Annotated in this window: 23 protein-coding genes; 6 read left to right on the top strand and 17 right to left on the bottom strand. The window is 71.1% G+C overall.

Annotated elements, in window-relative coordinates; genetic code table 11:
• Nucleotides 1–18: 18 nt before the first annotated feature.
• Both AC3IX6_RS29220 and AC3IX6_RS29215 read right to left on the bottom strand, forming a co-directional pair.
• Nucleotides 19–1,485 carry an alkaline phosphatase PhoX gene (locus tag AC3IX6_RS29220; protein WP_489366038.1) on the bottom strand — a complete coding sequence of 489 codons (1,467 nt, stop codon included), beginning with the start codon at nt 1,483–1,485 and terminating at the stop codon, nt 19–21.
• A gap of 166 nt (nt 1,486–1,651) precedes the next feature.
• Nucleotides 1,652–3,175: a hypothetical protein gene (locus AC3IX6_RS29215; protein WP_489366036.1), complete on the bottom strand. Its 1,524-nt coding sequence runs from the start codon at nt 3,173–3,175 to the stop codon at nt 1,652–1,654.
• Nucleotides 3,176–3,415: 240 nt separating this feature from the next.
• On the opposite strand from AC3IX6_RS29215, the gene AC3IX6_RS29210 reads away from it, so the two are divergent.
• From AC3IX6_RS29210 to AC3IX6_RS29200, 3 genes are all read left to right on the top strand, one after another.
• Nucleotides 3,416–5,257, top strand: coding sequence for a DUF8508 domain-containing protein (locus tag AC3IX6_RS29210; RefSeq protein WP_489366035.1), 1,842 nt, complete (start codon nt 3,416–3,418; stop codon nt 5,255–5,257).
• Nucleotides 5,258–5,316: 59 nt separating this feature from the next.
• Nucleotides 5,317–5,784, top strand: coding sequence for a GNAT family N-acetyltransferase (locus tag AC3IX6_RS29205; protein WP_489366033.1), 468 nt, complete (start codon nt 5,317–5,319; stop codon nt 5,782–5,784).
• 165 nt (nt 5,785–5,949) lie between these two features.
• Nucleotides 5,950–6,204: a hypothetical protein gene (locus AC3IX6_RS29200; protein WP_450909044.1), complete on the top strand. Its 255-nt coding sequence runs from the start codon at nt 5,950–5,952 to the stop codon at nt 6,202–6,204.
• A 144-nt stretch (nt 6,205–6,348) separates the two neighbouring features.
• Here AC3IX6_RS29200 and dapD read toward each other — a convergent pair whose 3' ends face one another.
• Both dapD and AC3IX6_RS29190 read right to left on the bottom strand, forming a co-directional pair.
• Complete coding sequence (gene dapD / locus AC3IX6_RS29195) at nt 6,349–7,329, bottom strand: 2,3,4,5-tetrahydropyridine-2,6-dicarboxylate N-succinyltransferase (RefSeq protein WP_383942666.1); 981 nt, start codon at nt 7,327–7,329, stop codon at nt 6,349–6,351.
• Entirely contained in the window at nt 7,326–7,964 is a 639-nt protein-coding gene (locus tag AC3IX6_RS29190) for a hypothetical protein (RefSeq protein WP_489366031.1), read from the bottom strand. The genes dapD and AC3IX6_RS29190 overlap by 4 nt, the downstream gene beginning before the upstream one ends.
• A 103-nt stretch (nt 7,965–8,067) precedes the next feature.
• Here AC3IX6_RS29190 and AC3IX6_RS29185 point away from each other — a divergent pair, with 103 nt between their 5' ends.
• A complete protein-coding gene (locus AC3IX6_RS29185) occupies nt 8,068–8,940 on the top strand; it encodes a winged helix-turn-helix transcriptional regulator (RefSeq protein ID WP_489366029.1) in 873 nt (290 codons plus the stop codon).
• Between the two features lie 30 nt (nt 8,941–8,970).
• Here AC3IX6_RS29185 and AC3IX6_RS29180 read toward each other — a convergent pair whose 3' ends face one another.
• The 3 genes from AC3IX6_RS29180 to AC3IX6_RS29170 all read right to left on the bottom strand — a co-directional run bounded on the left by AC3IX6_RS29180 (nt 8,971) and on the right by AC3IX6_RS29170 (nt 11,772).
• Nucleotides 8,971–9,519, bottom strand: a complete 549-nt coding sequence (locus AC3IX6_RS29180; RefSeq protein WP_489366027.1) for a TetR/AcrR family transcriptional regulator — start codon at nt 9,517–9,519, stop codon at nt 8,971–8,973.
• Between the two features lie 1,067 nt (nt 9,520–10,586).
• Nucleotides 10,587–10,799, bottom strand: a complete 213-nt coding sequence (locus tag AC3IX6_RS29175; RefSeq protein WP_489366025.1) for a hypothetical protein — start codon at nt 10,797–10,799, stop codon at nt 10,587–10,589.
• Between the two features lie 649 nt (nt 10,800–11,448).
• On the bottom strand, nt 11,449–11,772 hold the full coding sequence (locus AC3IX6_RS29170; protein ID WP_489366023.1) for a DMT family transporter: 324 nt from the start codon (nt 11,770–11,772) through the stop codon (nt 11,449–11,451).
• Nucleotides 11,773–11,898: 126 nt separating this feature from the next.
• Here AC3IX6_RS29170 and AC3IX6_RS29165 point away from each other — a divergent pair, with 126 nt between their 5' ends.
• Entirely contained in the window at nt 11,899–13,560 is a 1,662-nt protein-coding gene (locus AC3IX6_RS29165) for a hypothetical protein (RefSeq protein WP_489366022.1), read from the top strand.
• Nucleotides 13,561–13,705: 145 nt separating this feature from the next.
• A complete protein-coding gene (locus AC3IX6_RS29160; protein WP_489366020.1) occupies nt 13,706–14,599 on the top strand; it encodes a hypothetical protein in 894 nt (297 codons plus the stop codon).
• Here the strand turns inward: AC3IX6_RS29160 and AC3IX6_RS29155 are convergent.
• The 10 genes from AC3IX6_RS29155 to AC3IX6_RS29110 form a co-directional block, all read right to left on the bottom strand.
• Nucleotides 14,586–15,893: a DUF3616 domain-containing protein gene (locus tag AC3IX6_RS29155; RefSeq protein ID WP_489371593.1), complete on the bottom strand. Its 1,308-nt coding sequence runs from the start codon at nt 15,891–15,893 to the stop codon at nt 14,586–14,588. The genes AC3IX6_RS29160 and AC3IX6_RS29155 overlap by 14 nt on opposite strands.
• Before the next feature lie 74 nt (nt 15,894–15,967).
• A complete protein-coding gene (locus AC3IX6_RS29150; RefSeq protein WP_489366018.1) occupies nt 15,968–17,353 on the bottom strand; it encodes a hypothetical protein in 1,386 nt (461 codons plus the stop codon).
• Nucleotides 17,354–17,584: 231 nt separating this feature from the next.
• Nucleotides 17,585–17,929, bottom strand: coding sequence for a metal-sulfur cluster assembly factor (locus tag AC3IX6_RS29145; protein ID WP_073913993.1), 345 nt, complete (start codon nt 17,927–17,929; stop codon nt 17,585–17,587).
• Nucleotides 17,926–18,387, bottom strand: coding sequence for a Fe-S cluster assembly sulfur transfer protein SufU (sufU, locus tag AC3IX6_RS29140; RefSeq protein WP_250742305.1), 462 nt, complete (start codon nt 18,385–18,387; stop codon nt 17,926–17,928). The genes AC3IX6_RS29145 and sufU overlap by 4 nt, the downstream gene beginning before the upstream one ends.
• A gap of 29 nt (nt 18,388–18,416) precedes the next feature.
• Nucleotides 18,417–19,673 (bottom strand): cysteine desulfurase, encoded by a 1,257-nt coding sequence (locus AC3IX6_RS29135; protein ID WP_266909694.1) that lies wholly within the window; start codon nt 19,671–19,673, stop codon nt 18,417–18,419.
• Entirely contained in the window at nt 19,670–20,437 is a 768-nt protein-coding gene (sufC, locus tag AC3IX6_RS29130; protein ID WP_489366015.1) for a Fe-S cluster assembly ATPase SufC, read from the bottom strand. The genes AC3IX6_RS29135 and sufC overlap by 4 nt, the downstream gene beginning before the upstream one ends.
• Before the next feature lie 7 nt (nt 20,438–20,444).
• Nucleotides 20,445–20,762, bottom strand: coding sequence for a bifunctional 3-phenylpropionate/cinnamic acid dioxygenase ferredoxin subunit (locus AC3IX6_RS29125; protein ID WP_250742308.1), 318 nt, complete (start codon nt 20,760–20,762; stop codon nt 20,445–20,447).
• A complete protein-coding gene (sufD, locus tag AC3IX6_RS29120; protein ID WP_489366013.1) occupies nt 20,762–21,940 on the bottom strand; it encodes a Fe-S cluster assembly protein SufD in 1,179 nt (392 codons plus the stop codon). The genes AC3IX6_RS29125 and sufD overlap by 1 nt, the downstream gene beginning before the upstream one ends.
• A gap of 59 nt (nt 21,941–21,999) precedes the next feature.
• Complete coding sequence (gene sufB / locus AC3IX6_RS29115; RefSeq protein ID WP_250742310.1) at nt 22,000–23,415, bottom strand: Fe-S cluster assembly protein SufB; 1,416 nt, start codon at nt 23,413–23,415, stop codon at nt 22,000–22,002.
• Nucleotides 23,412–24,173 (bottom strand): helix-turn-helix transcriptional regulator, encoded by a 762-nt coding sequence (locus tag AC3IX6_RS29110; RefSeq protein ID WP_489366011.1) that lies wholly within the window; start codon nt 24,171–24,173, stop codon nt 23,412–23,414. Before AC3IX6_RS29110 ends, sufB begins: the two co-directional genes overlap by 4 nt.
• Nucleotides 24,174–24,252 lie beyond the last annotated feature (79 nt).

The following is a 24,252-nucleotide window of genomic DNA, read 5'->3' as shown; positions in this document are numbered from 1 at the left end:
ATGTCCGCCGCCCGCGGATCAGCGGCCGCGGCGCCACGGTCCCGTGACGGCCAGCATGATGCCCGGGTCCTGGATGTTGGCGAACAGCGTCCGCCCGTCCGGCGAGAAGCAGACGCCCGTGAACTCCGAGTACTCCGGCTCCTCGGCCGTCCCCGTGTTCATCTCGTTGCGGGCCAGCGGGTACGTGCGCCCCGACTCGGTCGCGCCGAAGAGGTGCTGCAGCCCCGAGCCGTCCTCGGCGATGATCAGACCGCCGTACGGGGAGACCGTGATGTTGTCCGGGCCGTCGTAGCCGCCCTCCACCGACGGGTCAGCGTTCACCCCGAGCAGGACCTGCAGCCGCATCGTGCGCCGCTTGGGGTCGTAGAACCACACCTGGCCGTCGTGGGCCGCGCCCGGGCTCTCCTCACGGGCGTAGGAGGAGACGAAGTACGCGCCGCCGTCGGCCCACCACATGCCCTCCAGCTTGCGCCCGCGGGTCACGGCCCCCGCCCCGAACTGCTTGCGCACCGCCACGGTGCGCGCGTCGCGGTCGGAGACCGGGACCCAGTCCACCCCGTAGGTGGTGCCGATCTTCGTCGCGCGCGAGAGGTCGTCGACGAACAGCCCGGCGCTGTCGAAGCACTTGGCGGCCGCCAGCACACCGGCGTCGTCGGCGAGCGTACGGAGCTTGCCGCGCCCGTGCCGGAAGCCGCTCGGCGGGGTCCACCGGAAGAGCAGCCCGTTGGGGTTGGAGGCGTCCTCGGTGAGGTAGGCGTGGCCCGTCCGCGGGTCGATGACGACGGCCTCGTGGTCGTAGCGCCCGAACGCCTTGACCGGCTTCGGGTCGCGGTTGGCGCGACGGTCGTGCGGGTCGACCTCGAAGACGTAGCCGTGGTCCTTGGTCATCCCGTTCTTGCCGGCGAGGTCCGAGTTCTCCTCGCAGGTCAGCCAGGTGTCCCAGGGGGTGGTGCCGCCCGCGCAGTTGGTGGACGTACCGGAGATGCCCACCCATTCGGCGACCTCGCCGCCGCGCCGGATCTCGACGACCGTGCAGCCGCCGGCCGCGGCCGGGTCGTAGACCAGGCCCTCGGTGAGCGGGACGGGGTGCGTCCAGTTCGTGCGCGGGCCCTTCAGCTCGTGGTTGTTGACGAGGAGGGTGACTCCCCGGTGGCCCTCGAAGGCGGCCGTGGCGTCGTGGTTGGACGGGGTGCTCTCGCCCGAGACGAGCTTCGTGACGCCGCTGTGGGTGATCACGCGGTACGTGAATCCGGCGGGGAGGGCCAGGATGCCGGCCGGGTCGGAAACGAGCGGGCCGTAGCCGGGACCGCGGCCATGGCCGTGACCCTGGCCCTGCCCCTGGTCGAGGCCGGCGTCCTGCTGCGCGCCGTCGTCCGCGGCGAGGGCCCCGGGGGCGGTGGCGAGGGCGCCGACCGTTCCGGTGAGCGCGACTCCGGCACCCGCGAGTGCGGTGCGGGTGGTGAAATCTCTGCGGCTGAGCGGCATCGGGTCTCCAGGGGTGGGGAGGTGGTGCGCCTGTCGTGCGGTCGTCGGCGCACACGCTCCCGCCCGCACGTGAACGCCGACTGAACTACCCGGGAAAACGAATCGACCCCTTGATCGGCGTCCCCGTTGGCCGAGTCCCTTGCGGGAACGGCTGGTTACCAACGCCTCATACGCCCCGGGAACGCGCCTTGAACGCGGCCTTCCGGGCCTCCTTGGCCGCCTTCTTGTCGGGGTGCAGCCGCCCCATCGCCTCCAGCACGTGGGCCGTCGCCGGGTGCTCCACCCGCCAGGCCTGCTCGAAGAACCCGGCGTGATGGGCGGTCAGCGATTCGATCAGGAGCGGCAGCTCCGCCTCCGCGCCCTCGCCTCCGCCGGCTCCCCCGCCGCCCGTCGCGAGCTGCGCCGCGATCGTGTCGACCGTCAGCCAGAACACCATCTCCTCGTCCGGCGCCGGTACGTCGGACGCCCCGCGCTCGGCCAGCCAGACCCGGGCGAGCCCGCCGAGCTCCGCGTCGTCCAGTACGGCGCGCACGGCCTGCTCGGCCTCCGCTCCGGCGGGCGCGAGGGCCTGCTGGCAGCGCAGCCGGCGCAGCGGGCCGCCCTCGTCCGCGCCGCGCGCCGCGGCGAGCAGCTCCGCGACGGCTTCGGGCACGGGGCGGCCGGCCAGCCACTGTTCGATCTCGGCCTGGGCGGCGGCCTCGGCGTAGTGGGAGACCACGTCGAGCAGGACGTCCGCGCCCTTGCCGGCCAGCTCGCCGACGGCCGGGGCCTCGACACCCGCCTCCAGCATGCGCGCCCGGATCCCGTACAGCCCGAGGGGGGTCAGGCGTACCAGCCCGTACCGGGAGACGTCCTCCTCGTCGGGATCGGCGCCCGCGCTCACGAAGAGCTCCTCGTCATCGGCCTCCGCCATCAGCGCCTCGTCGACGGGGCGGAACTCGACCAGCCCGATCGGCTCCAGCTGCCGGAACTGGTCGTCGAGGCGCATCATCGCGTCCGAGACCTGCTCCAGTACGGCGTCGGTGGGATCGCCCATGTCGTCCGGCACCACCATCGAGGCGGCGAGCACCGGGAGCGGCACCGGGCCGTCGGCCGTGCCGCCCTCGGCCACGGCGAGCAGGTAGAGGTTGGCGAGGACCCCGTCGAGGAAGTCGGCCTCGCGGCGCGGGTTCCAGTCGAGCTGGTCGAAGTCGATCTCGCCGCCAGCGTCGAGGGCGTCGACGAGGTCGTCCAGGGCCGGTACCGCCGCGTCCGCGAGGACGGTGTCCAGGGCCGCCAGCCACAGGTCGAGCACGTCACCGGGGGTCCCGCCGGTCACCAGGGCCAGGTCCTCGCCGGGCTCGGCGGTGCCGAACTCCCCTTCCCCCTCCCCCTCGGCCGCTTCCCCGGAGCCGCCGTCCTCCTCCGGCTCGGTGACGTCGACGAGGCCGGTGTCGACGGCCACCCGCCAGGCCTGGCTCGCGTGGGCCGCGGAGTCCTCGTCGGCGGGGTCGAGGCCCAGGAGGGCCACGGCTTCGGGCAGTTGCCCGGCGACGAGCTCGCCGCCGGTGTCCACGCGGGTGTCCGGTCCGGCCCAGCGGGCGAGGCGCACGGCGCGGGCGAACAGCGGGGCGGCCAGGGCTTCGCGGGCCAGTTCCGCGTCGGGGAGCAGCCGTACCGGCGGCAGCGTGGGGTGCGAGTCTGCGGACATGGGGGCGGTTCTCCTCGCGGGCACGGGTGGTTCGGGTACGGGTGCTTCGGGTGCTTCGGGTACGGGTCGTAGGCGCCCCAGAGTAGACGCATTTCGGGCGCGCCCGGCGGTCTCTCCCCTTTGGTTCATCCCACAGTCAACCTCCGTATTCCCTGTAGGGCTTGACAACTTTGCCGGCCACGAAGGAAATTGACGCGCGTAGATATCTGCTTCCTCCTCCACACACCGGAGTTCCCGCCCATGCGCTCCTCGCATCCCCGTTCCGCCGCCGTCGCGGCCCTCGTCGCCACCGCGCTGGCCACCGGCCTGCTCGCGGGCACCGCCGACGCGGCCGAAGGCGCCGTGTCCGCCGATCCGATACGCATCCACGACATCCAGGGCACCACCCGGATATCCCCGCTGGTCGGCAAGCAGGTCGCCGATGTGGCGGGTGTCGTCACGGGCGTGCGTACGTACGGTTCGCGCGGCTTCTGGATCCAGGACCCGGACACGGACGACGACGACGCCACCAGCGAGGGCGTGTTCGTCTTCACCAGCTCGGTCCCGACCGTCGCGGTCGGCGACGCCGTCACCGTCTCCGGCCTGGTCGGCGAGTACATCCCCGGCGGCGTCTCCTCCGGCAACCAGTCGGTCACCCAGATCTCCAAGCCCGTCGTGACCGTGGTCTCCTCCGGCAACGCGCTGCCCGCGGCCACCGCCGTCAACGAGTACTCGGTCCCCTGCGCGTACGCCCCGGAGGGCGACCCGGCCGCCGCCGGCAGCATCAACGGCCTGACCCTGGAGCCCTCGCGCTACGCCCTGGACCACTACGAGTCCCTCGAGGGCATGAACATCGCGATCGGCACCTCGCGCGTGGTCGGCGCCACCGACCCGTACGCCGAGCTGTGGGTCACGGTGAAGGGCTGGGAGAACACCGCCAAGCGCGGCGGCACGGTCTACGGTTCGTACGACTCCCAGAACACCGGCCGCCTCCAGATCCAGCAGCTCGCGCCCCTCGCGCAGCAGCCGTTCCCGGTGGCCAACGTCGGCGACAAGCTGACCGGACCCACCGAAGGTCCCCTGGACTTCAACCAGTTCGGCGGCTACACCCTGGTGGCCCGCACCCTCGGCACGGTGAAGGCGGGCACCCTGGCCCCCGAGAAGACCAAGCCGCAGGCCGAGAAGGAACTCGCGGTGGCCACGTACAACGTGGAGAACCTCGACCCGTCCGACCCGCAGGAGAAGTTCGACAACCTGGCGAAGGCCGTCGTCGAGAACCTCGCCTCCCCCGACATCCTCGCCCTGGAGGAGATCCAGGACGACAACGGCGCCAAGAACGACGGCACGGTCTCGGCCGAGGCCACCCTGACGAAGTTCACCGCGGCCATCACGGCCGCGGGCGGCCCGGCCTACCAGTGGCGGACCATCAACCCGGAGGACAAGAAGGACGGCGGCGAGCCCGGCGGCAACATCCGCCAGGTGTTCCTCTTCAACCCGGCACGGGTCTCCTTCACCGAGCGCGCCCCGGGCGACGCGGTGACGGCGACCGGTGTGGTGACGGAGAACGGCAAGGCCGCCCTGACCCACTCCCCCGGCCGGATCGACCCGGCGAACCCGGCGTGGGTGGACAGCCGCAAGCCGCTGGCCGGCGAGTTCGTCTTCCGCGGCAAGACGGTCTTCGTGATCGCCAACCACTTCGGTTCGAAGGGCGGCGACCAGGGCCTGACCTCCGCGACCCAGCCTCCGGTCCGCTCCTCCGAGGCCAAGCGGCTGCTCCAGGCGCAGGCCGTGAACGGCTTCGTCAAGGACATCCTGGCGGTGGAGAAGAAGGCCGCGGTCCTCGTGGTCGGCGACATCAACGACTTCGAGTTCTCCGAGACGACCAAGGCGCTGGAGGACGGCGGGGCGCTGTACGCGGCGATCAAGTCCCTGCCGCGGCCGGAGCGGTACTCGTACGTCTACCAGGGCAACGCGCAGGTCCTCGACCAGATCCTGACGAGCCCGGGCATCAAGCAGTTCAGCTACGACAGCGTGCACATCAACGCGGAGTTCTCCGACCAGAACAGCGACCACGACCCGCAGGTCGTGCGCTTCCGCCCGTAGGGGCGGCGCCGAAGGGGCCGGGCCGCACCGCCGCCCGGCCCCTTTGGCATGATCCCGGCATGATCTTCCGTACCGCGAACCGCCAGGACCTCCCCGCCGTACTCGCCCTGCTGGCTCAGGACGAGAACCCGGATGCGGCCGCGGCCGGCACCGGGGCTCCGGCCCCCGAGCCGGTCTCCGAGGCCCACGAGCGGGCCTTCGCCGCGATCACGTCGGACCCGCGCAACGAGATGCTGGTCCTGGAGGCGGACGGGGAGGTGGTCGGCTGCCTGCAGCTGACGTACATCCCGGGGCTCGGCCAGGGCGGACGGGAGCGGGCCCTCGTGGAGGCCGTACGGATCCGCGCGGACCGGCGGGGCGGGGGGCTCGGGGCCCGCCTGATGGAGCTGGCGGCGGACCGGGCCCGCGAGCGCGGCTGCGGCCTGATGCAGCTCACCAGCAACAAGCGGCGCACCGCCGCGCACCGCTTCTACGAGCGGCTGGGCTACGCCCGGAGCCACGAGGGCTTCAAGCTGCCGCTGCCCTAGCCGGGGCCCTCGCCGGAACCGGAGTCCCGACGGCCGGAAGCCGAGGTAGGGACCTTTGGCCCTGGCGTGACGCTCGGCACATCCCTACCCATTCGGGCGGTTCTGGTGTTGAGTGTCCCCACGCCCGATCTTGTACCGCACTCCAGCACTCCTTTGGAGGACCGCGTGTTCCCCTCCATCTCCCTCGCTCAGGAAATCGGCATCGCCGTCCTGCTCGTGGCCGCCGCCGTCTGGCTGATCGGCCTCGGCCACATGCTGTGGGACAGCCGTTTCCACCACCCGGAGCCAGGCGCCTTCGAAGGCCTCTCGGTCATCCCGGCCCAGCGCGGCACCTCCGTCCACCCGATGGAGTCGGTGGAACTGACCGAGGCGGAACAGCAGGCCTTCGCCGGCCTGGTCCGCACGATCCCCCTGAGCTGACCGCCACCGGCCGGACGTCCGGCCCGCGCGGACCCCGCGTGTGCGAAGCCCCTCCCCCGCTCGGGGCGGGAGGAGCCTCACCACGCACGACGCCCTCCCACCCCGACGGGTGGGAGGGCGTCGGCAGGACCGGACCGGGGTCGGTCAGTTGTGGCTGTGCAGGACCTCGTTCAGGCCGCCCCAGGCCGCCTTGTACGGGCGGGCCTCGACGGCGCCGGTGACCGAGTTGCGGCGGAAGAGGATGTTGTCGGCGCCGGAGAGCTCCAGGGCCTTGACGATCTGGCCGTCCGGCAGGGTGACCCGGGTGCCGGCCGTGACGTAGAGGCCGGCCTCCACGACGCACTCGTTGCCCAGGGCGATGCCGATGCCCGCCTCGGCGCCGATCAGGGTGCGCTCGCCGATCGAGATGATCTGCTTGCCGCCGCCCGACAGGGTGCCCATGGTGGACGCGCCGCCGCCGATGTCGGAGCCGTCGCCGACCACGACGCCCGCGGAGATGCGGCCCTCGACCATGGAGGTGCCCAGGGTGCCGGCGTTGAAGTTGACGAAGCCCTCGTGCATGACGGTGGTGCCCTCGGCGAGGTGCGCGCCCAGGCGGACCCGGTCCGCGTCGGCGATGCGCACGCCCTTGGGGGCGACGTAGTCCGTCATCCGCGGGAACTTGTCGATCGAGGTCACCTGGAGGTGCAGGCCCTCGGCGCGGGCGTTCAGGCGGACCGTCTCGACCTGGTCGATCGCGACCGGGCCCAGCGAGGTCCAGGCGACGTTGGCCAGCAGGCCGAAAACGCCGTCCAGGTTCTGGCCGTGCGGCTTGACCAGGCGGTGGCTGAGCAGGTGCAGGCGCAGGTACGCGTCGTGCGCGTCCAGCGGCTTGTCCTCCAGGGAGGCGATCACGGTGCGGACCGCTACGACCTCGACGCCGCGGACCGCGTCCTGGCGGATCGCCTTGGGCGCGGTGGCCCCCAGCAGCTCCACGGCCTGCTCGGCAGTGAGGCGCTCGGTGCCGGCCGGGCCGGGCTCGGCGACCAGCTGGGGGGCGGGGAACCAGGTGTCGAGGACGGTGCCGTCGGCGGTGATGGTGGCAAGTCCGGCGGCGACGGCGCCGGTGGTACGCGTAGCAGTCATGCCCGAAACCTAACCGGCGACGGCCCGCGGTCGCGAACCGGTCTCATGTGCCGGGCGCGGGTCGTGTCGCGCCGGGTCCTCCGCGGACTCCGGCACGCACTCCGGCACGGGCCCTGCGCGGCCCCCGGCCCGGGCCCCGGCCCGGGCCCCGGCCCGGGCTCGCGCTCCGCTAGCGCCTCCCCCGCAGGTCGTGGCACCCGCGGACCCCGCGCCACCCGTACCGACATCCACAGCACCGCCCCGCCCGCCCCCGCCGCCAGCGCCGCGCACAGCGGCCACAGCAGCCCGGGCGCCGCGGAGTACAGGGCTCCGCCGAGCGGCCCGCCGAGTACGACGCCACTGGCCGAGACCCCGGCGCACAGGCTCTGGAACAGCCCGATGGCGTGCGCGGGCGCCTGGTCGGCGACGTACGCGGTGGCGGGGGTCTCGTAGAGGATCTCCCCGAGGCTCAGCAGCACCATCATCGCCACGGCGGCCGCGATCCCGGTCCCGAGCAGCAGCGCCCCGATGAGACCGGCCTCGGTGACGGAGAGTCCGCGCGGGCCGGTCAGGTACACGAAGACGAAGACGAAGGTGAAGCTGGACACGGCGTTGACGAAAACGCCCGGCGAGAGCAGCCACACCGCTCTGGGCACGTCCTTGAATCCTTGCAGCACCAGCCGACCCCCGAGTACGTTCCCTTTGGGAACGGACTAGGTCAGCATGACAACCTCGGGTCAACGGACATAAGGAGTGCCCATGGCCCAGCGCACGCACCTCGACGACGCGGACTGCTCCATCGCCCAGGCCCTCGACGTCGTGGGCGACTGGTGGACGCTGCTGATCGTGCGCGACGCGGCACGCGGCGTGCACCGCTTCGACGAGTTCCAGCGCGAACTGGGCATGTCCCGCAAGGTACTGACGGAACGCCTGAAGCTGCTCGTCGAGGCGGACGTGCTGACCCGCGAGCCCTACCAGGACCGCCCGGTGCGCTACGCGTACCGGCTGACCCCGCGCGGGCGCGGGCTGCTGCCGGTGCTGGTCGCCCTCCAGGACTGGGGGGACACCTGGATCCTGGGAGAGGGAGAGATGACGGCGACGACGCACGAGACCTCGCGCGAGGCGGTACGGGTCCACGCCCTGCGCGGCACCCGACTGCCGGAGCTGACCCTGCCGGACCGTTTCGGCGAGCTCCGCGACCCGGTGGCGGACACGCCGTTCACCGTCCTGTACTGCTTCCCGGGCGCGTTCGCCCGGTCCGAGTCCTACCCGCCCGGCTGGGCCGGGATCCCCGGGGCGCGGGGCTGCACCCTCGAATCGTGCGCCTACCGGGACCAGCTCGGGGAGTTCACGGCGGCGGGCGCGACGGTGCACGGGGTGTCGACCCAGCGGCCGGACGAGCAGCGGGAGTTCGCGGAGGCCGAGGGGCTCCGCTTCCCCCTCCTCTCCGACGCGGAGCTCGGACTCGTGACGGCGCTGCGGCTGCCGACGTTCCGGGCGGGGGGCATCAGCCGGCTGAAGCGCCTGACGCTGGTCGTGGACCGCGACCGGACCGTCCGCGAGGTCTTCTACCCGGTCCGGGACATCGAGGCGAGCGTGGCCGCCGCCCTGGCGGCGGTCCGCGGCGCGTAGCCCCGGGGCCGCCGCCCGGCCCGGCCGCCGTCAGGCCCGCAGCACCCGCCGCAGGATCCCGCGGGCGTACGCCTCGTCGTACTCCGCCCCCGTCAGCAGGACCTGCAGGCTGATCCCGTCCATCACCGCCACCAGCGCCCGGGCCGTCGCCGGGTCCACCCGGTCCGACAGCGCCGTGGAGACGGCCTCGCACCATTCGGCCGCCACGGGACGCAGCGCGGGGCGGCGCAGGGCGGCCAGGTAGAGCTCGTACTCCAGCTCCGCCCGCGCCCGGTCCGCCCCGAGGAACTCGCCCAGCAGCACGGCCAGGGCACCCGCCAGGTCCGCGCCCGGATCGGCCAGCGCCGCGGAGTCCGCGACCGCCCGGGCGAAGCCCTCGTTGGCCCGGCGCAGCGCCGCGACCAGCAGGTCGTCCAGGGTCTTGAAGTGGTACGTCGTGGAGCCGAGCGGTACGTCGGCCTCCGCGGCCACGCTGCGGTGGCTGAGCCCGGCGATGCCCCGCGCCCCCACCACCCGGATCGCCGCGGCGATGATCCGTTCCCGCCGGTCCGGGTCGTAGCGGCGCACCGAGCCGGCCATCAGAGGGCGGCTACCGCGACGGCGGTGGCGGCGAGTGACTGACGAGGCATGCGTACGACAGTACACACGGCCGGCGGGCCCGCCCGTACGCGGCGTGGTCCGCCGCCCACCCCACCCCGCACACCCCGTACAACCTTTCGCCCGCCCGGCACGTCTCCCCTCCACATCTTGACCACCCGCCAACCTCCCGGAAGGAGACACATGAGGAAGCGCAGCCTGGCCGCTCTGGGCACGGCCACGGCGCTGGGGATCGCCCTCGCGATCCCCACGGCCGCCCAGGCGGCCGACCCCCACGCGTCCGGCTTCAAGGTCTGGACCGACTACACCCGGATCTACCTGGACTTCGGCGACCACGCGCTGCCGAAGGAGCTCAGGGTGCACGTGCGCAAGGCCGGCACGGACATCAGGGTCGCGACGGTCACCTCGTTCGAGGCCGTGCCGGACGAGACCCCCTGCAGCCCCTCCTGCCAGGACGACGACGGCGAGCCGGGCATCCGGTCCGCGCCGCTGCGGCTCGCGGACCTGGGTCAGTACAGCGTGGACGTCCACTACAGGGGAACCCTGGGCGAATCGATCCGGTACCCGGACGAGGCCACCCTCGCCTACGGCCTGATCCCCCGGGTCACCGCCCTCTCGGTGGTCGGCAAGCCGGACCTGGAGAACCGGACGGTCACCGTCAAGGCCGACACCGTGGGCCGCGACCCCCGCGACGGCACCGAGCACCCGCTGCCCCACGGCAAGCTGGTGCTGGAATCGTCGGAGGCCGGCACCCCGATGGTCGCCGACGCCGCGGGTCACATCGAGGCGCCGTTCACCTTCGCCGGCACCGAGCGGGGCGACTGGTACACCTATACGAGGCTCCGGGTGACCCTCCGGCCGGAAAAGGAGGGCACGAAGAGCCCGCTCGGCCGGTCACTCGAGGTCCAGGCCCTCCCCCGGACCTCCGAGATCACCTTGGACACCACCACCGTCAGGGCGCCGGACGGCTCCCAGGCTCCGGTGAGCGGCCGGCTCACCTTCAAGGGTGCCGACGGCACCATGAAGCCCGTGCCCGCGGGCACCCGGCTCTACTCCAGGGGGCGAGAGGCGCGGACCGGCGCCGACGGCCGGTTCACCACACCGGTGACGGTCGACGGAAGGAGGTCCTGGCTGCTCGCACCCTCCCAGGCGGCCTGGCTGACGAACGACCTCACGCCCGTGGCCGTGGACCCCACGACCAGTGCCGGGATCCACGGGACCGTGACGGCCGCCGTCAGCCCGGACCAGAAGGTCACCGTCACCGGCAAGCTCTACGCGTACGACCTCCCGGCGCCCGCCAAGCTGAAGGTCCTGGTCGAGTTCCAGCGCTTCCGCACCTCCGAGTGGATCACCAAGACGACCCGGGTGAGCACCGCCCCGGCCGGCGACAGCACCCGCGTCGTCACGGCGGCCTCGCTGCCCTACCCGGGCCCCGGCAAGTGGCGGCTGCGCTACACCGGAACCCCCGAGATCCCCGCCGGGCCCGCACAGGTCTCCGACCTCGCGGCACGGACGTGGACGGCGATCGCCGAGTTCAACGCGGCTCCGGAGCCCGTCAAGGCCGGCCTGCCGATCGAGATCACCGGCAAGCTCACCAAGAGGGACTACTGGAGGCGGCCCTGGGTCGGCTTCCCCGTCCAGCCGGTCCACATCTACTTCCGCGCGACCGGCACCACCACGTGGGTGGAGGCGGGCATCGCAACGACGGCGGCCGACGGCACGTTCAAGAAGGCCTTCACCGCCATCAAGGACGGGGCGTGGCAGGCCCGCTACGAGCCCGCCGGGCCCATCGGGCCCGCCCGTGCCGACCACTTCGCCGCCACGAGCCGCGAGGACCTCGTCGACGTGCAGGAGCAGGAGCAGGAGCAGGAACGGAACCCACTGATGCCCCGCCGGGATTCCGGCGGGGCATCAGTGCGCGGTCCCCCCGAGGTTCAGCAGCACGACCCCGGCGATCACCAGCACGATGCCGCCGATCTTCGCGGCCGTCGCGGCCTCCCCCATGAAGACCATGCCGATCGCGGCGATCGCGGCCGTGCCGACACCGGCCCAGATCGCGTACGCCGTCCCGACCGACATCGATTTCAGCGTCTGCGCGAGCAGCGTGAAGGCGATGACGTAGCCCACCAGCGTGATCAGCGAGGGCCACAGCTTGGTGAAGCCCTCGCTGAACTTCATGGCGGTGGTACCGGCGACCTCTGCGGCTATGGCCGCGGCCAGGAGGAGATAGGGCATGCGTACGACCGTACACAACGATGCGTACGCCCGTACACACACAAACCGCGGACATCCGTACAACCCTGTGCCGCACCCGGGTGTCGCATAGGTGATCAACAAGTTGGTTTCCATGGGGGGAGACACATGAGGAAGCGCACCCTGGCGGTGCTGTGCACCGCCGCCGCGCTCACCGGCGGGCTGTTCGTACCGGCGACCGCACAGGCCGCCGAACCGTTCCCGGCGGGGTTCAAGGCGTGGACGTACGACGAGCGGGTCTACCTGGACTTCGGCACGGCCGCCGCGCCGAAGGACCTGAAGGTGCACCTGCGCAAGACGGGCAGCGACACCCCGGTCTCGACCGTCACCGCGTTCTACGTGATCGAGGACGACAACCCGTGCGATCCGTCCTGCCAGGACGACACGGGCCCGACGACCGTCGCGTCCGAGCAGCTGAAGCTGGCGGACCTGGCGACGTACAGCGTGGACGTCGAGTACGACGGCACCGCGGGCGAGCCGATCCTGCACAAGGACAAGACGACCCTGAACTACCAGCTGGTCCCGAAGGTCACGGCCTTCGAGGTGATCGGGACGCCGGACCTCGAGCACAAGACGGTGAACGTCAAGGCGGACGCCGTGGGCCGCGACCCCCGCGACGGCTCCGAACGTCCGCTGGCGAACGGCAAGCTGGTCGTGGAGACGACGGCGGGCAAGACCCCCTTCACCACCGATGCCTCGGGGCACCTCGAAGCACCCTTGACGTTCACCGGCACCGAGAAGAAGGCCATCCTCGCGACCTGGGAGAACAAGATCCGCGTGGTCCTCCGGCCGGAGGGCTCCGACGCCGCCCACGGGCAGAGCCGCGACGTCACGGTCAAGCAGCCGTACACCCGGATCGTTCTCAACACCACCAAAGTGACCGGACCGGACCAGACCTCGGCTCCGGTGAGCGGTCAGGCCTTCTACACGCTCAGCGGCGGCGTCGAGAAGCCGGTGCCCGCCGGAACCGCCATGACGGTCTACCACGTGCAGCACTTCAAGGCGGGCGCGGACGGCAAGTTCACCGTCCAGGTCCCCGTCGACGGCACCCGCACGCAGCGGATCGCCATCCTGAACACGGCGTGGATGTCCACCTCCTCGGCGTACGTGGGGTCCGATCCCACGACCAGCGCCGGCTTCCACGGCGTGCCCACCGTCAAGGTCAACGCCAACAGGACGGTCACGGTCTCCGGGGCGTTCCGCCGGTACGACATCCCGGCGCCCACCCCGCTCAAGGTGGAGGTCCAGTTCTCACCGGACCGGAAGACCTGGTCCACCAAGAGGACCGTGAACAGCACCGCCCCGGCCGGAAACAGCACGACCACCGTCACGGCGAAGGACATCCCGTACGCCGGCTGGGGCTACTGGCGACTGCGGTACGTCGGGACCTCCGCGATCCCCTCCGGAGCCGCCGTGCCGACGAACGGGGTCTCGGGGGGCTACACCACCGCCATCCCCGAGTTCAACGCGGCGCCCGAGCCCGTCAGGACCGGAAAGCCGATCACGATCACCGGCAAGCTCACCCACGAGAAGGAGTGGCCGAGCAACGACGTCGTCGTTCCCCATGCCTCCCAGACGGTGGACATCTACTTCCGGGAGAACGGCACCACCACCTGGAAGGCCATGGGCACGGCCAAGACGGACGCCAAGGGCCTGTTCACCAGGACCTTCACGGCCGCCAAGGACGGCTACTGGCAGGCCCGCCACACGGGGACCGCCTATGCCCACTTCTCCTCGCAGAGCCGCGAGGACTTCGTCGACGTCCAGTAGGACGTCCAGCAGGCGGCCCACCGTACGCCGCGCCCCGCCGGAGCCCCTGTCCCGGCGGGGCGCGGTCATTTCCGCGCGGCTACGGGACTTCCCCGGCGCCCGCGGTTACGGTGTGCGCCCCGACCGGGGACGGGAGGAGATCCACATGGACGGACAGTGGACCCACTGGGGCGGTGGCTGGCTGGCCCCGCGGCCGCCCCGGCCGGGAGTCATATCCCTGCGGCCGCTGAGTTCCGGCGACATACTCGGCGGCGCCTGCGCCGCCCTCGCCCGGTACTGGGTCCCGCTGACCGGTGCCATGCTCCTCGGCCAGCTCGCCGCGCTGCTGCTGCTCGCCGCGGCCGCCCTGGCCGCCCTCGCCCTGCACGTCCGGCCCGTCGCCGTCCTGCTTCCCGGCGCCGCCCTGGCGACCCTGCTGACCTGCGCCCTGGCCTCCGCCCTGACGGGCGCCGTGCTCCGCCCCGCGGTACTCGGCCACCCCGCCACCGCCCGTACGCTGCTGCGCGCCGCCCGTCCCCGCTTCGGGGCCGTCCTCGGCAGCCAGCTCCTGGTCCTCGGCGCCGTAGCCGGACCGGGCGCCGCCGTCCTGGCCGCCGGGCTGCCCCCGCCGGCGGCGGCGGCCACCCTGCCGGCCGCGCTCGGGCTCGGGGTGCTGTTCGCGCTCGCGCCCACGGTCGCCGCCTGCGAGGGCTTGGGCCCGCTCGGCGCGCTGCGCCGCTCGGCCCGTCTGGTGCGCGGGGGCTGGTGGCGCACGCTCGGCCTGACCGCCCTCGCCGCCGTGCTCGCGCTCGCAGCGGCGTACGCCGTCCAGCTGCCCTTCGCCTTCGCCGGGGCGCTCAGCCTGATCCCGGCGGTGGACGGCGGCTTCGTGCACGCGGTCCTCACCGCACTCGGTGCGATGGTCGCCCAGACGCTGCTGCTCTGCTTCCCGCAGCTCACCGCCGGCCTGCTCTACACAGACCGGCGGATCCGCCGCGAGGACCTGGCGGTGGAGCTCACCGGGCAGTCGGCGCAATCGGGGGAGTTCAGTTCAGCGTGAACCAGGCCGCGCGGGACTTCTTCCACTCCGGGTGGGTGAGGTCCTTGGCCTCGGTGCCGTCGCCGTACAGGTCGGCGGAGCCGCTGTCGGTGATCAGCTGCACCCGCGCGCCCGCGACCGACAGGTCGGGAACCGCCACGATGGCCTCCCAGCCGCCCGGGTCGGTGGTCGGCAGATCGGCCCGCTTGACCGGGGCGTGGCCCGCGATCCCGTCCCACTGGTAGAGGGCGTACGGGTCGGAGTTGTCGTCCGCCGCCCAGGAGCCGGCCAGGATCAGGTACTGGTTCGCGGCGTTCTTGCGGATGTCGCGGATCGCGAGACCGCCGAGGTCGAGCTCGATGCCCGCGCCGAAGGTGGCCTTGGTCCCGCTGGAGATCACCTTGTCGAAGTTGGTCACCGGCACGACCAGCGCCTTGCCGCCGATCACCGCCGGGGCCAGCGGGGCGCGGAAGCCCAGGTAGGCGGTGGTCGTGGAACCGGGGGCGAACTCCAGGCCCTCCACGTTGAAGCCGTCGATCTGCTTCGGCGCCTCACCCTCGGCCGTACCGGCGGCGAAGCCGTAGCGGTTGCCGTTCGCCGTGTCCCAGGCCACCAGGTCGTCGCGGAGCTTCTTGTACGAACGCCCGTACGCGAGCTGCGCGGTGGAGCCCGAGCCGCTCAGCGTGGTGGTGAACACCGTGTTGCGGGGCGCCTTGTACTCGCCGTCCTTGTTGTTGCCGAGCGAGCCCGTCCAGTAGATGGTGTTGCCGATCAGGGTCGCGCCCTCGATGTCCACCTCCTTGGTGACGCCGAGCTGCGAGCTGAAGTCCCAGGTCCGGACCGGGGCCGCCGAATTGGCGCGGTCGTACAGGCGCAGCACGTTGCTCTCGTCGTCGGCCACCACCGTGTAGCCGCCGCCGACGTCGACCGCGGCGGAGGAGTCGGAGGCGCCGGTGAAGTAGCGGGCGTCGGCCGGGTTCTGCACCGCGGAGGAGGCGGCGTAGTACAGCGTCTTGGTGGCGGTCTTGCCGCCCAGCCCGGTCACCTTGACGGTGAGGTTGGTGTAGCCGCGGCCGCGGGCGGCGACCGCCAGCTTGCGGACCGCGCCCGCCCCGGTGACGCTCACGTCGCCGGTCCCGGCGACCGTGGCCTTGCTGGAGGCCGAGGCGCTGACGGTGAGCGCGGAGACGTCGGCGCCGCTCTGCGCCACGGTCACGTCCACCGTCGGGTCACCCGTCGCGCCGACGGCACCGGACAGGTAGGAGGCGGACAGCGAGATGGTGGGCGTGCCGTACGTGACGGCCTGCGCGGGCATGGCCGTGGCGGCGAGGAGCAGCGCGGCGATGCCGGTGACAGCAGCAGTTCCGAGGTGCATCTTCTTCTGCGTCATCATCGGGAGCCTCCGCGAATCGGGCCGAGCACGAACCATCCGGACCGGGACTTCTTCCACTCCGGGTGGTCGAGGTCCTTGGCTTCGGTGCCGTCGCCGTACAGGTCGGCGGAGCCGCTGTCGGTGATCAGCTGGACGCGGGCGCCGGGCACCCGCAGGTCGGGTACGGAGACCACGGCCTCCCAGCCGCCCGGGTCGGTGGTCGGCAGGTCGGCCCGCTTGACCGGGGCGTGGGCCGGGACGCCGTCCCACTGGTAGAGGGCGTACGGGTCGGAGTTGTCGTCCGCCGCCCAGGAGCCGGCCAGGATCAGGTACTGGTTCGCGGCGTTCTTGCGGATGTCGCGGATCGCGAGGCCGCCGAGGTCCATCTCGACCGGCTCGCCGAAGACCGGCTTGGCCGCGCCGGCCACGACCTGGTCGATGTTGGTGACGGGCACGACCAGGGCCTTGCCGCCGGGCACCGCGGGGGCCAGCGGGGCGCGGAAGCCCAGGTAGGCGGTGGTGGTGGACCCCGGGGCGAACTCCAGGCCCTCCACGTTGAAGCCGTCGATGCTCTTCGGGATCTTGCCCGCCGCCGTGCCGGCCGCGAAGCCGTAGCGGTTCCCGTGGGCCGTGTCCCAGGCGATCAGGTCCTCGCGCAGGCCCTTGTAGGCGGAGCCGAAGACGACCTCGGTGTCGGCGCCCGTACCGGTGAGGCGGGTGGTGAAGACGGTGTTGCGCTCGGCCTTGTACTTGCCGTCCTTGTTGTTGCCGAGGGAGCCCGTCCAGTAGACGGTGTCGCCGACGCGGGCTGCGGCCTCGATGTCGGCTTCCTTCTTGATGCCGAGCGAGGGGCCGAGGTCCCAGGTCTTCACGGGGGCGCCCGAGCGGGAACGGTCGTACAGGCGCAGCACGTTGGTCTCGTCGTCGGCCACGAGCGCGTAGCCGCCGCCGACGTCCACGGCGGCCGAGGAGTCGGCGGAGCCCGTGAGGTAGCGGGTGGACAAGGCGCTGGCACCCACCCGCGCCGAAGCGGCGTAGGAGAGGGTGGCCGTGGCCGTCTTGCCGCCGCGGCCGGTCACCCGGAGCGTCAGGTCGGTGTAGCCCTGGGCCCGCGGGCGGACGGTCAGTTCGCGGTCGCCGTGGCCGGTCCGGCCGATGCGCACGTCGCCGGGTCCGGCGACCGCCGGGTTGCTGGAGGAGAGGACGTCGACCTTGAGGAAGGCGGCGGGTATCCCCTCCTGCGCGATGTCCACGGTGACGCCCGGGTCGCCGATCGCGCCGACCGCCCCGGACAGGTGCCCGGCGGAGAGCGCGATGGTCGGTTCGGCGGCGGCTTCCTGGGCGGCGTGGGCGGGCGCGGCCAGTCCTGCGGCGAGCAGGGCGGCGGCTCCGGCGGCTCCCACGGCACCGAGGCGGCGTGCCGGTGAAGGGCGAACGGTCAACGGAGGTCCTCTCGTCTGCGCCGTCACGTTGTGACGGCCGTCGAGAAGATTCGGCCACCGTGGCCAACTCCCGGTGCACGCGGCCCGTCCTCCGGGAAAACAGACGACCCCCGGCACACCCGTGCCGGGGGTCGTTCGTTCACTCGGCCGTCGGACGGCCGTCGTGCGGGGTCAAGCGGGGTGGGGCGTCGATCAGACGTTGAAGCCGAGCGCGCGCAGCTGCTCGCGGCCGTCGTCCGTGATCTTGTCCGGGCCCCACGGCGGCATCCACACCCAGTTGATGCGCAGTTCGCTGACGATGCCGTCCGTGGCCGACTTCGCCTGGTCCTCGATGACGTCCGTCAGCGGGCAGGCCGCCGAGGTGAGGGTCATGTCGAGGGTGGCGATGTTCGCGTCGTCGACGTGGATGCCGTAGATCAGGCCCAGGTTGACGACGTCGATGCCCAGCTCGGGGTCGACCACGTCGTAGAGGGCCTCGCGGACCTCTTCCTCGGTGGCCGGCTTGATGGACGCCTCGGGCGTCGCGTTCTCGGTCATGCCGTCTTCCTCTCGGCGTCGCCCAGTGCCTGGGCGGTCGCGTCCTTCCAGGCCATCCAGCTCAGCAGGGCGCACTTCACCCGGGCCGGGTACTTGGAGACGCCGGCGAACGCGACCGCGTCCTCCAGCACCTCCTCCATGGCCTCGTCGGGCTCCAGCTTGCCCTTGGACTGCATCAGCTCCAGGAAGACTTCCTGGATCTTCCGCGCCTCGCCCAGCTCCTTGCCGACGAGCAGCTCGTTCAGTATCGACGCGCCGGCCTGGCTGATGGAGCAGCCCTGGCCCTCGTACGAGATGTCCGTGAGGGTCTCGCCGTCGTACTTCACGCGCAGGGTGATCTCGTCACCGCACGTCGGGTTGACGTGGTGCACCTCGGCGTCGCCGTCGCGCAGGCCTCGCCCGCGCGGGTGCTTGTAGTGGTCCAGGATCAGTTCCTGGTACATCGATTCCAGCTTCACTGCGCCCTCGTCGCCTTCGTCGCTTCGTCTTATCCGAAGAAGTTCCGTACGTGCTCCAGCCCGGCGACCAGTGCGTCGACCTCGGCGGGAGAGGAGTACAGATAGAAAGACGCTCGCGTGGTCGCCGGAATTCCGTACCGGAGGCAGACCGGGCGGGCGCAGTGGTGTCCCACGCGGACCGCGATGCCCTGCTCGTCCAGTACCTGGCCCACGTCGTGCGGGTGGATGTCACCCAGCACGAAGGAGATCGCGGCGCCGCGGTCCTCGGCCGTGGTCGGGCCGATGATGCGCAGGTCCGGGACCTCCGCGAGGCGCTTGATCGCGTATTCGGTGATCGCGTGCTCGTGCGCGGCGATCTTGTCCATGCCGATCGCGGTCAGGTAGTCCACGGCCGCACCGAGGCCGACGGCCTGGGCGATCGGGGGCGTACCGGCCTCGAACTTGTGGGGCGCCGGGGCGTAGGTCGAGGAGTGCATCGAGACGGTTTCGATCATCTCGCCGCCGCCCAGGAAGGGCGGCAGGTCCTCGAGCAGCTCCTGGCGGCCCCAGAGGACGCCGATGCCGGTCGGGCCGCACATCTTGTGACCGGTGAAGGCCACGAAGTCGGCGCCGAGCGCCTGCACGTCGAGCGGCATGTGCGGTGCGGCCTGCGAGGCGTCGATCAGCACCAGCGCGCCGACCTCCTGCGCGCGCCGGACGATCGCCTCGGTCGGGTTGACCGTGCCCATGATGTTGGAGACCAGCGTGAAGGAGACGATCTTCGTCTTCTCCGTGATGACCTCTTCGATGTTGGACAGGTCGAGCCGGCCGTCGTCGGTGAGGCCGAACCACTTCAGCTTCGCGCCGGTGCGCTGCGAGAGCAGCTGCCACGGCACGATGTTGGAGTGGTGCTCCATCTCCGTGATGGCGATCTCGGTCTCGCGGTCGACCCGGTAGGGCTCGTCCGCCCAGCCGAGCATGTTCGCGACCAGGTTGAGCGACTCCGAGGCGTTCTTGGTGAAGATCACCTCGTTGCGGCTCGGAGCGTTGATGAAGGCGGCGACCTTGTCGCGAGCGCCCTCGTACAGCGCCGTGGCCTCCTCGGCGAGCACGTGCACGCCGCGGTGGACGTTGGCGTTGTGCTGCTCGTAGTACTCGTTCAGCGCGTCGAGCACCTGGCGCGGCTTCTGCGAAGTCGCCGCGTTGTCCAGATAAACGATCTTCTTCCCGTCGTGGACCACACGATCCAGAAGGGGGAAGTCCTTGCGGATCGCCTCGATGTCGAGGAGGCCAGGCAGCTGTGTCACGCGGTCGCGCCACCCTTCGTGCTGTACGACTCGTAGCCTTCGGCCTCCAGCTTGTCGGCGAGCTCGGCGCCGCCGGACTCGACGATGCGGCCTTCCGAGAAGACGTGGACGAAGTCGGGCTTGATGTAGCGGAGGATCCGCGTGTAGTGCGTGATCAGCAGGGTGCCGACCTCGCCCGTGTCGCGGACGCGGTTGACGCCCTCGGAGACCTGGCGCAGGGCGTCGACGTCGAGGCCGGAGTCGGTCTCGTCGAGGATCGCGATCTTCGGCTTCAGGAGCTCCAGCTGCAGGATCTCGTGGCGCTTCTTCTCACCGCCGGAGAAGCCCTCGTTGACGTTGCGCTCGGCGAAGGCCGTGTCCATCTGGAGCTGCTCCATCGCGGACTTGACCTCCTTCACCCAGGTACGCAGCTTCGGCGCCTCGCCGCGGATGGCGGTGGCCGAGGTGCGCAGGAAGTTGGAGACCGAGACGCCCGGGATCTCGACCGGGTACTGCATCGCGAGGAAGACGCCGGCGCGGGCGCGCTCGTCGACGGACATCTCCAGGACGTCTTCGCCGTCGAGGGTCACGGTGCCGCTGGTGATGGTGTACTTCGGGTGACCGGCCAGCGCGTAGGCGAGGGTGGACTTGCCGGAGCCGTTCGGACCCATGATGGCGTGCGTCTCACCCTGCTTGATGGTGAGGTCGACGCCCTTGAGGATCTCGCGGGCGCCGTTCTCGGCCTCGACGGAGACGTGCAGGTCGTGGATTTCAAGCGTTGCCATGGATACCTCAGGACTCCTGGGTGAGGGAGACGAGCACGTCGTCCCCTTCGATCTTTACGGGGTATACGGGGACGGGGCGCGTCGCGGGCAGACCGGACGGCTTGCCGGTGCGCAGGTCGAAGGCCGAGCCGTGCAGCCAGCACTCGATCATGCAGTCTTCGACCTCGCCCTCCGAGAGGGAGACGTTCGCGTGCGAGCAGATGTCGTTGATCGCGAACACCTCCCCCTCGGCACGGACGATGGACACCGGCGTGCCGTCGAGTTCGACCCGCTTGGGGGCGTTCTCCTCGAGCTCGCTCAGCGCACAGGCCTTGACGTAAGTCATCAGACGGAACCCTGGAGCTCGGTCTCGATCTTGGCGAGCAGGCGCTCCTCGATGTCGTCGACACCGATCTGCTGGACGAGCTCGGCGAAGAAGCCGCGCACGACCAGACGGCGGGCCTCGTCGGCCGGGATGCCGCGGGACTGCAGGTAGAAGAGCTGCTCGTCGTCGAAGCGGCCGGTCGCGGAGGCGTGGCCGGCGCCGACGATCTCGCCGGTCTCGATCTCCAGGTTCGGCACCGAGTCGACCCGCGCGCCGTCCGTGAGGACGAGGTTGCGGTTCATCTCGTAGGTGTCGGTGCCCTCGGCGGTCTTCTCGATGAGCACGTCACCGATCCAGACGGCGTGGGCGTCCTGGCCCTGGAGCGCGCCCTTGTAGACCACGTGCGACTTGCAGTGCGGAGCCTTGTGGTCGACCAGGAGGCGGTGCTCCTGGTGCTGACCGGCGTCCGTGAAGTACAGGCCGAGGAGCTCGGCCTCGCCGCCGGGGCCGGCGTAGTTCACGCGCGGGTGGAGGCGTACGAGGTCGCCGCCGAAGGTGACCACGATCGACTTGAAGGTCGCGTCGCGGCCGATCAGGGCGTTGTGCTGCGAGCAGTGGACGGCGGTGTCGTCCCAGTCCTGCACGGAGACCACGGTGAGCTTGGCGCCGTCGCCGACGAGGAAGTCCACGTTGGCGGCGCGCACGCCGTCACCGGTGTGGTCGATGACGATGACCGCCTCGGCGAAGGCCTTCACGTCGAAGACGGTGTGACCGAAGGTGGTGCCGCCCTCGCCGTGCAGGGTGACGCGCACGGGCTCGGTGAGCACCGCTTCCTTGGGCACGGTCACGACCGTGGCCTTGGCGAAGGACGAGAACGCCTGGGCGGCGATCCGGTCCACCGGGGTGCCGGCCTTGCCGATGCGCGCGTCGCCGCGCTCCACGGACTCGATCGTGACCACGTCGGGCGCGTCGATCTGGGCCTTCATGGTGCCGTTGGCGACCGCGGTGCCGTCGTGCAGGCCCTTGAGGCGGGCGAGCGGCGTGAAGCGCCACTCCTCCTCGCGCCCGGTGGGCACGGGGAAGTCCGCCACGTCGAAGGACGGGGGGGCACTCATCCGGGTGGCGACGGTGGACTCGGCGGCCACCGCGATCGCGCCGGCGGTGGTGGAACCCGCCGGAATGTTCTGAGCCTCAGCCATGGCTGTCGTGTTGCTCTCTTCCTTAAAGAATCTGCTGCGGGACGTCGGGCGGGCCGGGACTAACCGACCGAGCCTTCCATCTGCAGCTCGATCAGCCGGTTCAGCTCCAGCGCGTACTCCATCGGCAGCTCACGGGCGATCGGCTCCACGAAGCCGCGCACGATCATCGCCATGGCCTCGAACTCCGTCAGACCGCGGCTCATCAGGTAGAAGAGCTGGTCGTCGGAGACCTTGGAGACGGTCGCCTCGTGGCCCATGGACACGTCGTCCTCGCGGACGTCCACGTAGGGGTAGGTGTCCGAGCGGGAGATGGTGTCGACGAGGAGCGCGTCGCACAGCACGTTGGACTTGGAGCCGTGGGCTCCTTCGCCGATCTCGACCAGACCGCGGTACGAGGTGCGGCCGCCACCACGGGCCACCGACTTCGAGACGATGTTGGAGGAGGTGTTCGGCGCCATGTGGACCATCTTGGAGCCGGCGTCCTGGTGCTGGCCCTCGCCGGCGAAGGCGATGGAGAGGGTCTCGCCCTTGGCGTGCTCGCCCATCAGGTAGACGGCCGGGTACTTCATCGTGACCTTGGAACCGATGTTGCCGTCGATCCACTCCATGGTCGCGCCCTCGTACGCCACGGCGCGCTTGGTGACCAGGTTGTAGACGTTGTTCGACCAGTTCTGGATCGTCGTGTAGCGGCAGCGGCCGCCCTTCTTCACGATGATCTCGACCACGGCGCTGTGCAGCGAGTCCGAGGAGTAGATCGGGGCGGTGCAGCCCTCGACGTAGTGGACGTAGGCGTCCTCGTCCACGATGATCAGCGTCCGCTCGAACTGACCCATGTTCTCCGTGTTGATACGGAAGTAGGCCTGGAGCGGGATGTCGACCTTGACGCCCTTGGGGACGTAGATGAACGAGCCGCCCGACCACACGGCGGTGTTCAGCGAGGCGAACTTGTTGTCGCCGACCGGGATGACCGTGCCGAAGTACTCCTGGAAGAGCTCCGGGTGCTCCTTGAGCGCGGTGTCCGTGTCGAGGAAGATGACGCCCTGCTCCTCCAGGTCCTCACGGATCTGGTGGTAGACGACCTCGGACTCGTACTGGGCCGCGACACCGGCGACGAGGCGCTGCTTCTCCGCCTCGGGGATGCCGAGCTTGTCGTACGTGTTCTTGATGTCCTCCGGCAGTTCCTCCCACGAAGCGGCCTGCTTCTCGGTGGAACGCACGAAGTACTTGATGTTGTCGAAGTCGATGCCCGAGAGGTCGGAACCCCAGTTGGGCATGGGCTTCTTGCCGAACAGCTTGAGGCCCTTGAGGCGGAGGTTCAGCATCCACTCCGGCTCGGACTTCTTCGCCGAGATGTCGCGGACGACCTCTTCGGACAGACCCCGCTTGGCGACCGCACCGGCCGCGTCGGAGTCGGCCCAGCCGTATTCGTAGGTGCCCAGGCCATCGAGCTCAGGGTGAGCAGTCTCCGTGGTCATGCGGGGTTCCTCCCGGCCGTACTTGCAGATACTGATGTGTCGGTCTGTGTGGCGCCTGTGGCACCGGCGCCGTTCCCACTGCGTGGAATGAACGTGGTGCACACCCCGTCGCCGTGGGCGATCGTGGCGAGACGCTGCACGTGCGTCCCGAGCAGGCGGGAGAAGACCTCGGTCTCCGCCTCGCAGAGCTGCGGGAACTGCTCGGCGACATGTGCGACCGGGCAGTGGTGCTGGCAGAGCTGTTCACCGCTGTGCGGACCGGGAGCGCTCTTCGCCGTAGCAGCGTACCCGTCTCCGGTCAACGCCTTGGCAAGGGCCTCGGTGCGCGCCGCGGGGTCGGCCGCTTCCACGGCTTCGCGGTAGGTCTCGGCCTGCGCCGTGAGCCTGGCCTTCGCGAAGGCGGCCACGGCCGCCTCGCCCTGCTCCCCACCCCCGGCGGCCTGCGCGATCCAGCGCATGGCGTCGGCGGCGAGCGAGTCGTAGGACTGGTCGAAGGCGTCACGACCGCAGTCGGTCAGCGCGAAGACCTTGGCGGGCCGCCCTCGGGTCCGCGCCCCGTACACGCGCTGCTCACGGGGTTCGACCACGTCGTCGGCGACGAGCGTGTCGAGGTGGCGGCGGACGGCGGCCTGGGTGAGGCCGAGACGCTGGGCGAGGTCGGCGACGGTGGAGGGACCGTGGTCCAGGATCGACCGCGCGACCCGGTTGCGGGTTGACCGCTCCCCGGTCGCGAGTTCGCCCTGGGGGGCCTCGCTCATCCGTTCGCCGTATTTCACAACGCCATTGTTGCGTAATTAGTCGGGCCCCGACAAGCCGTGATGGAGGCCACCTCTGGTG

It is taken from the genome of Streptomyces sp. GL_141, assembly GCF_057834385.1.
This window is presented reverse-complemented; position numbering and strand designations above follow the sequence as displayed.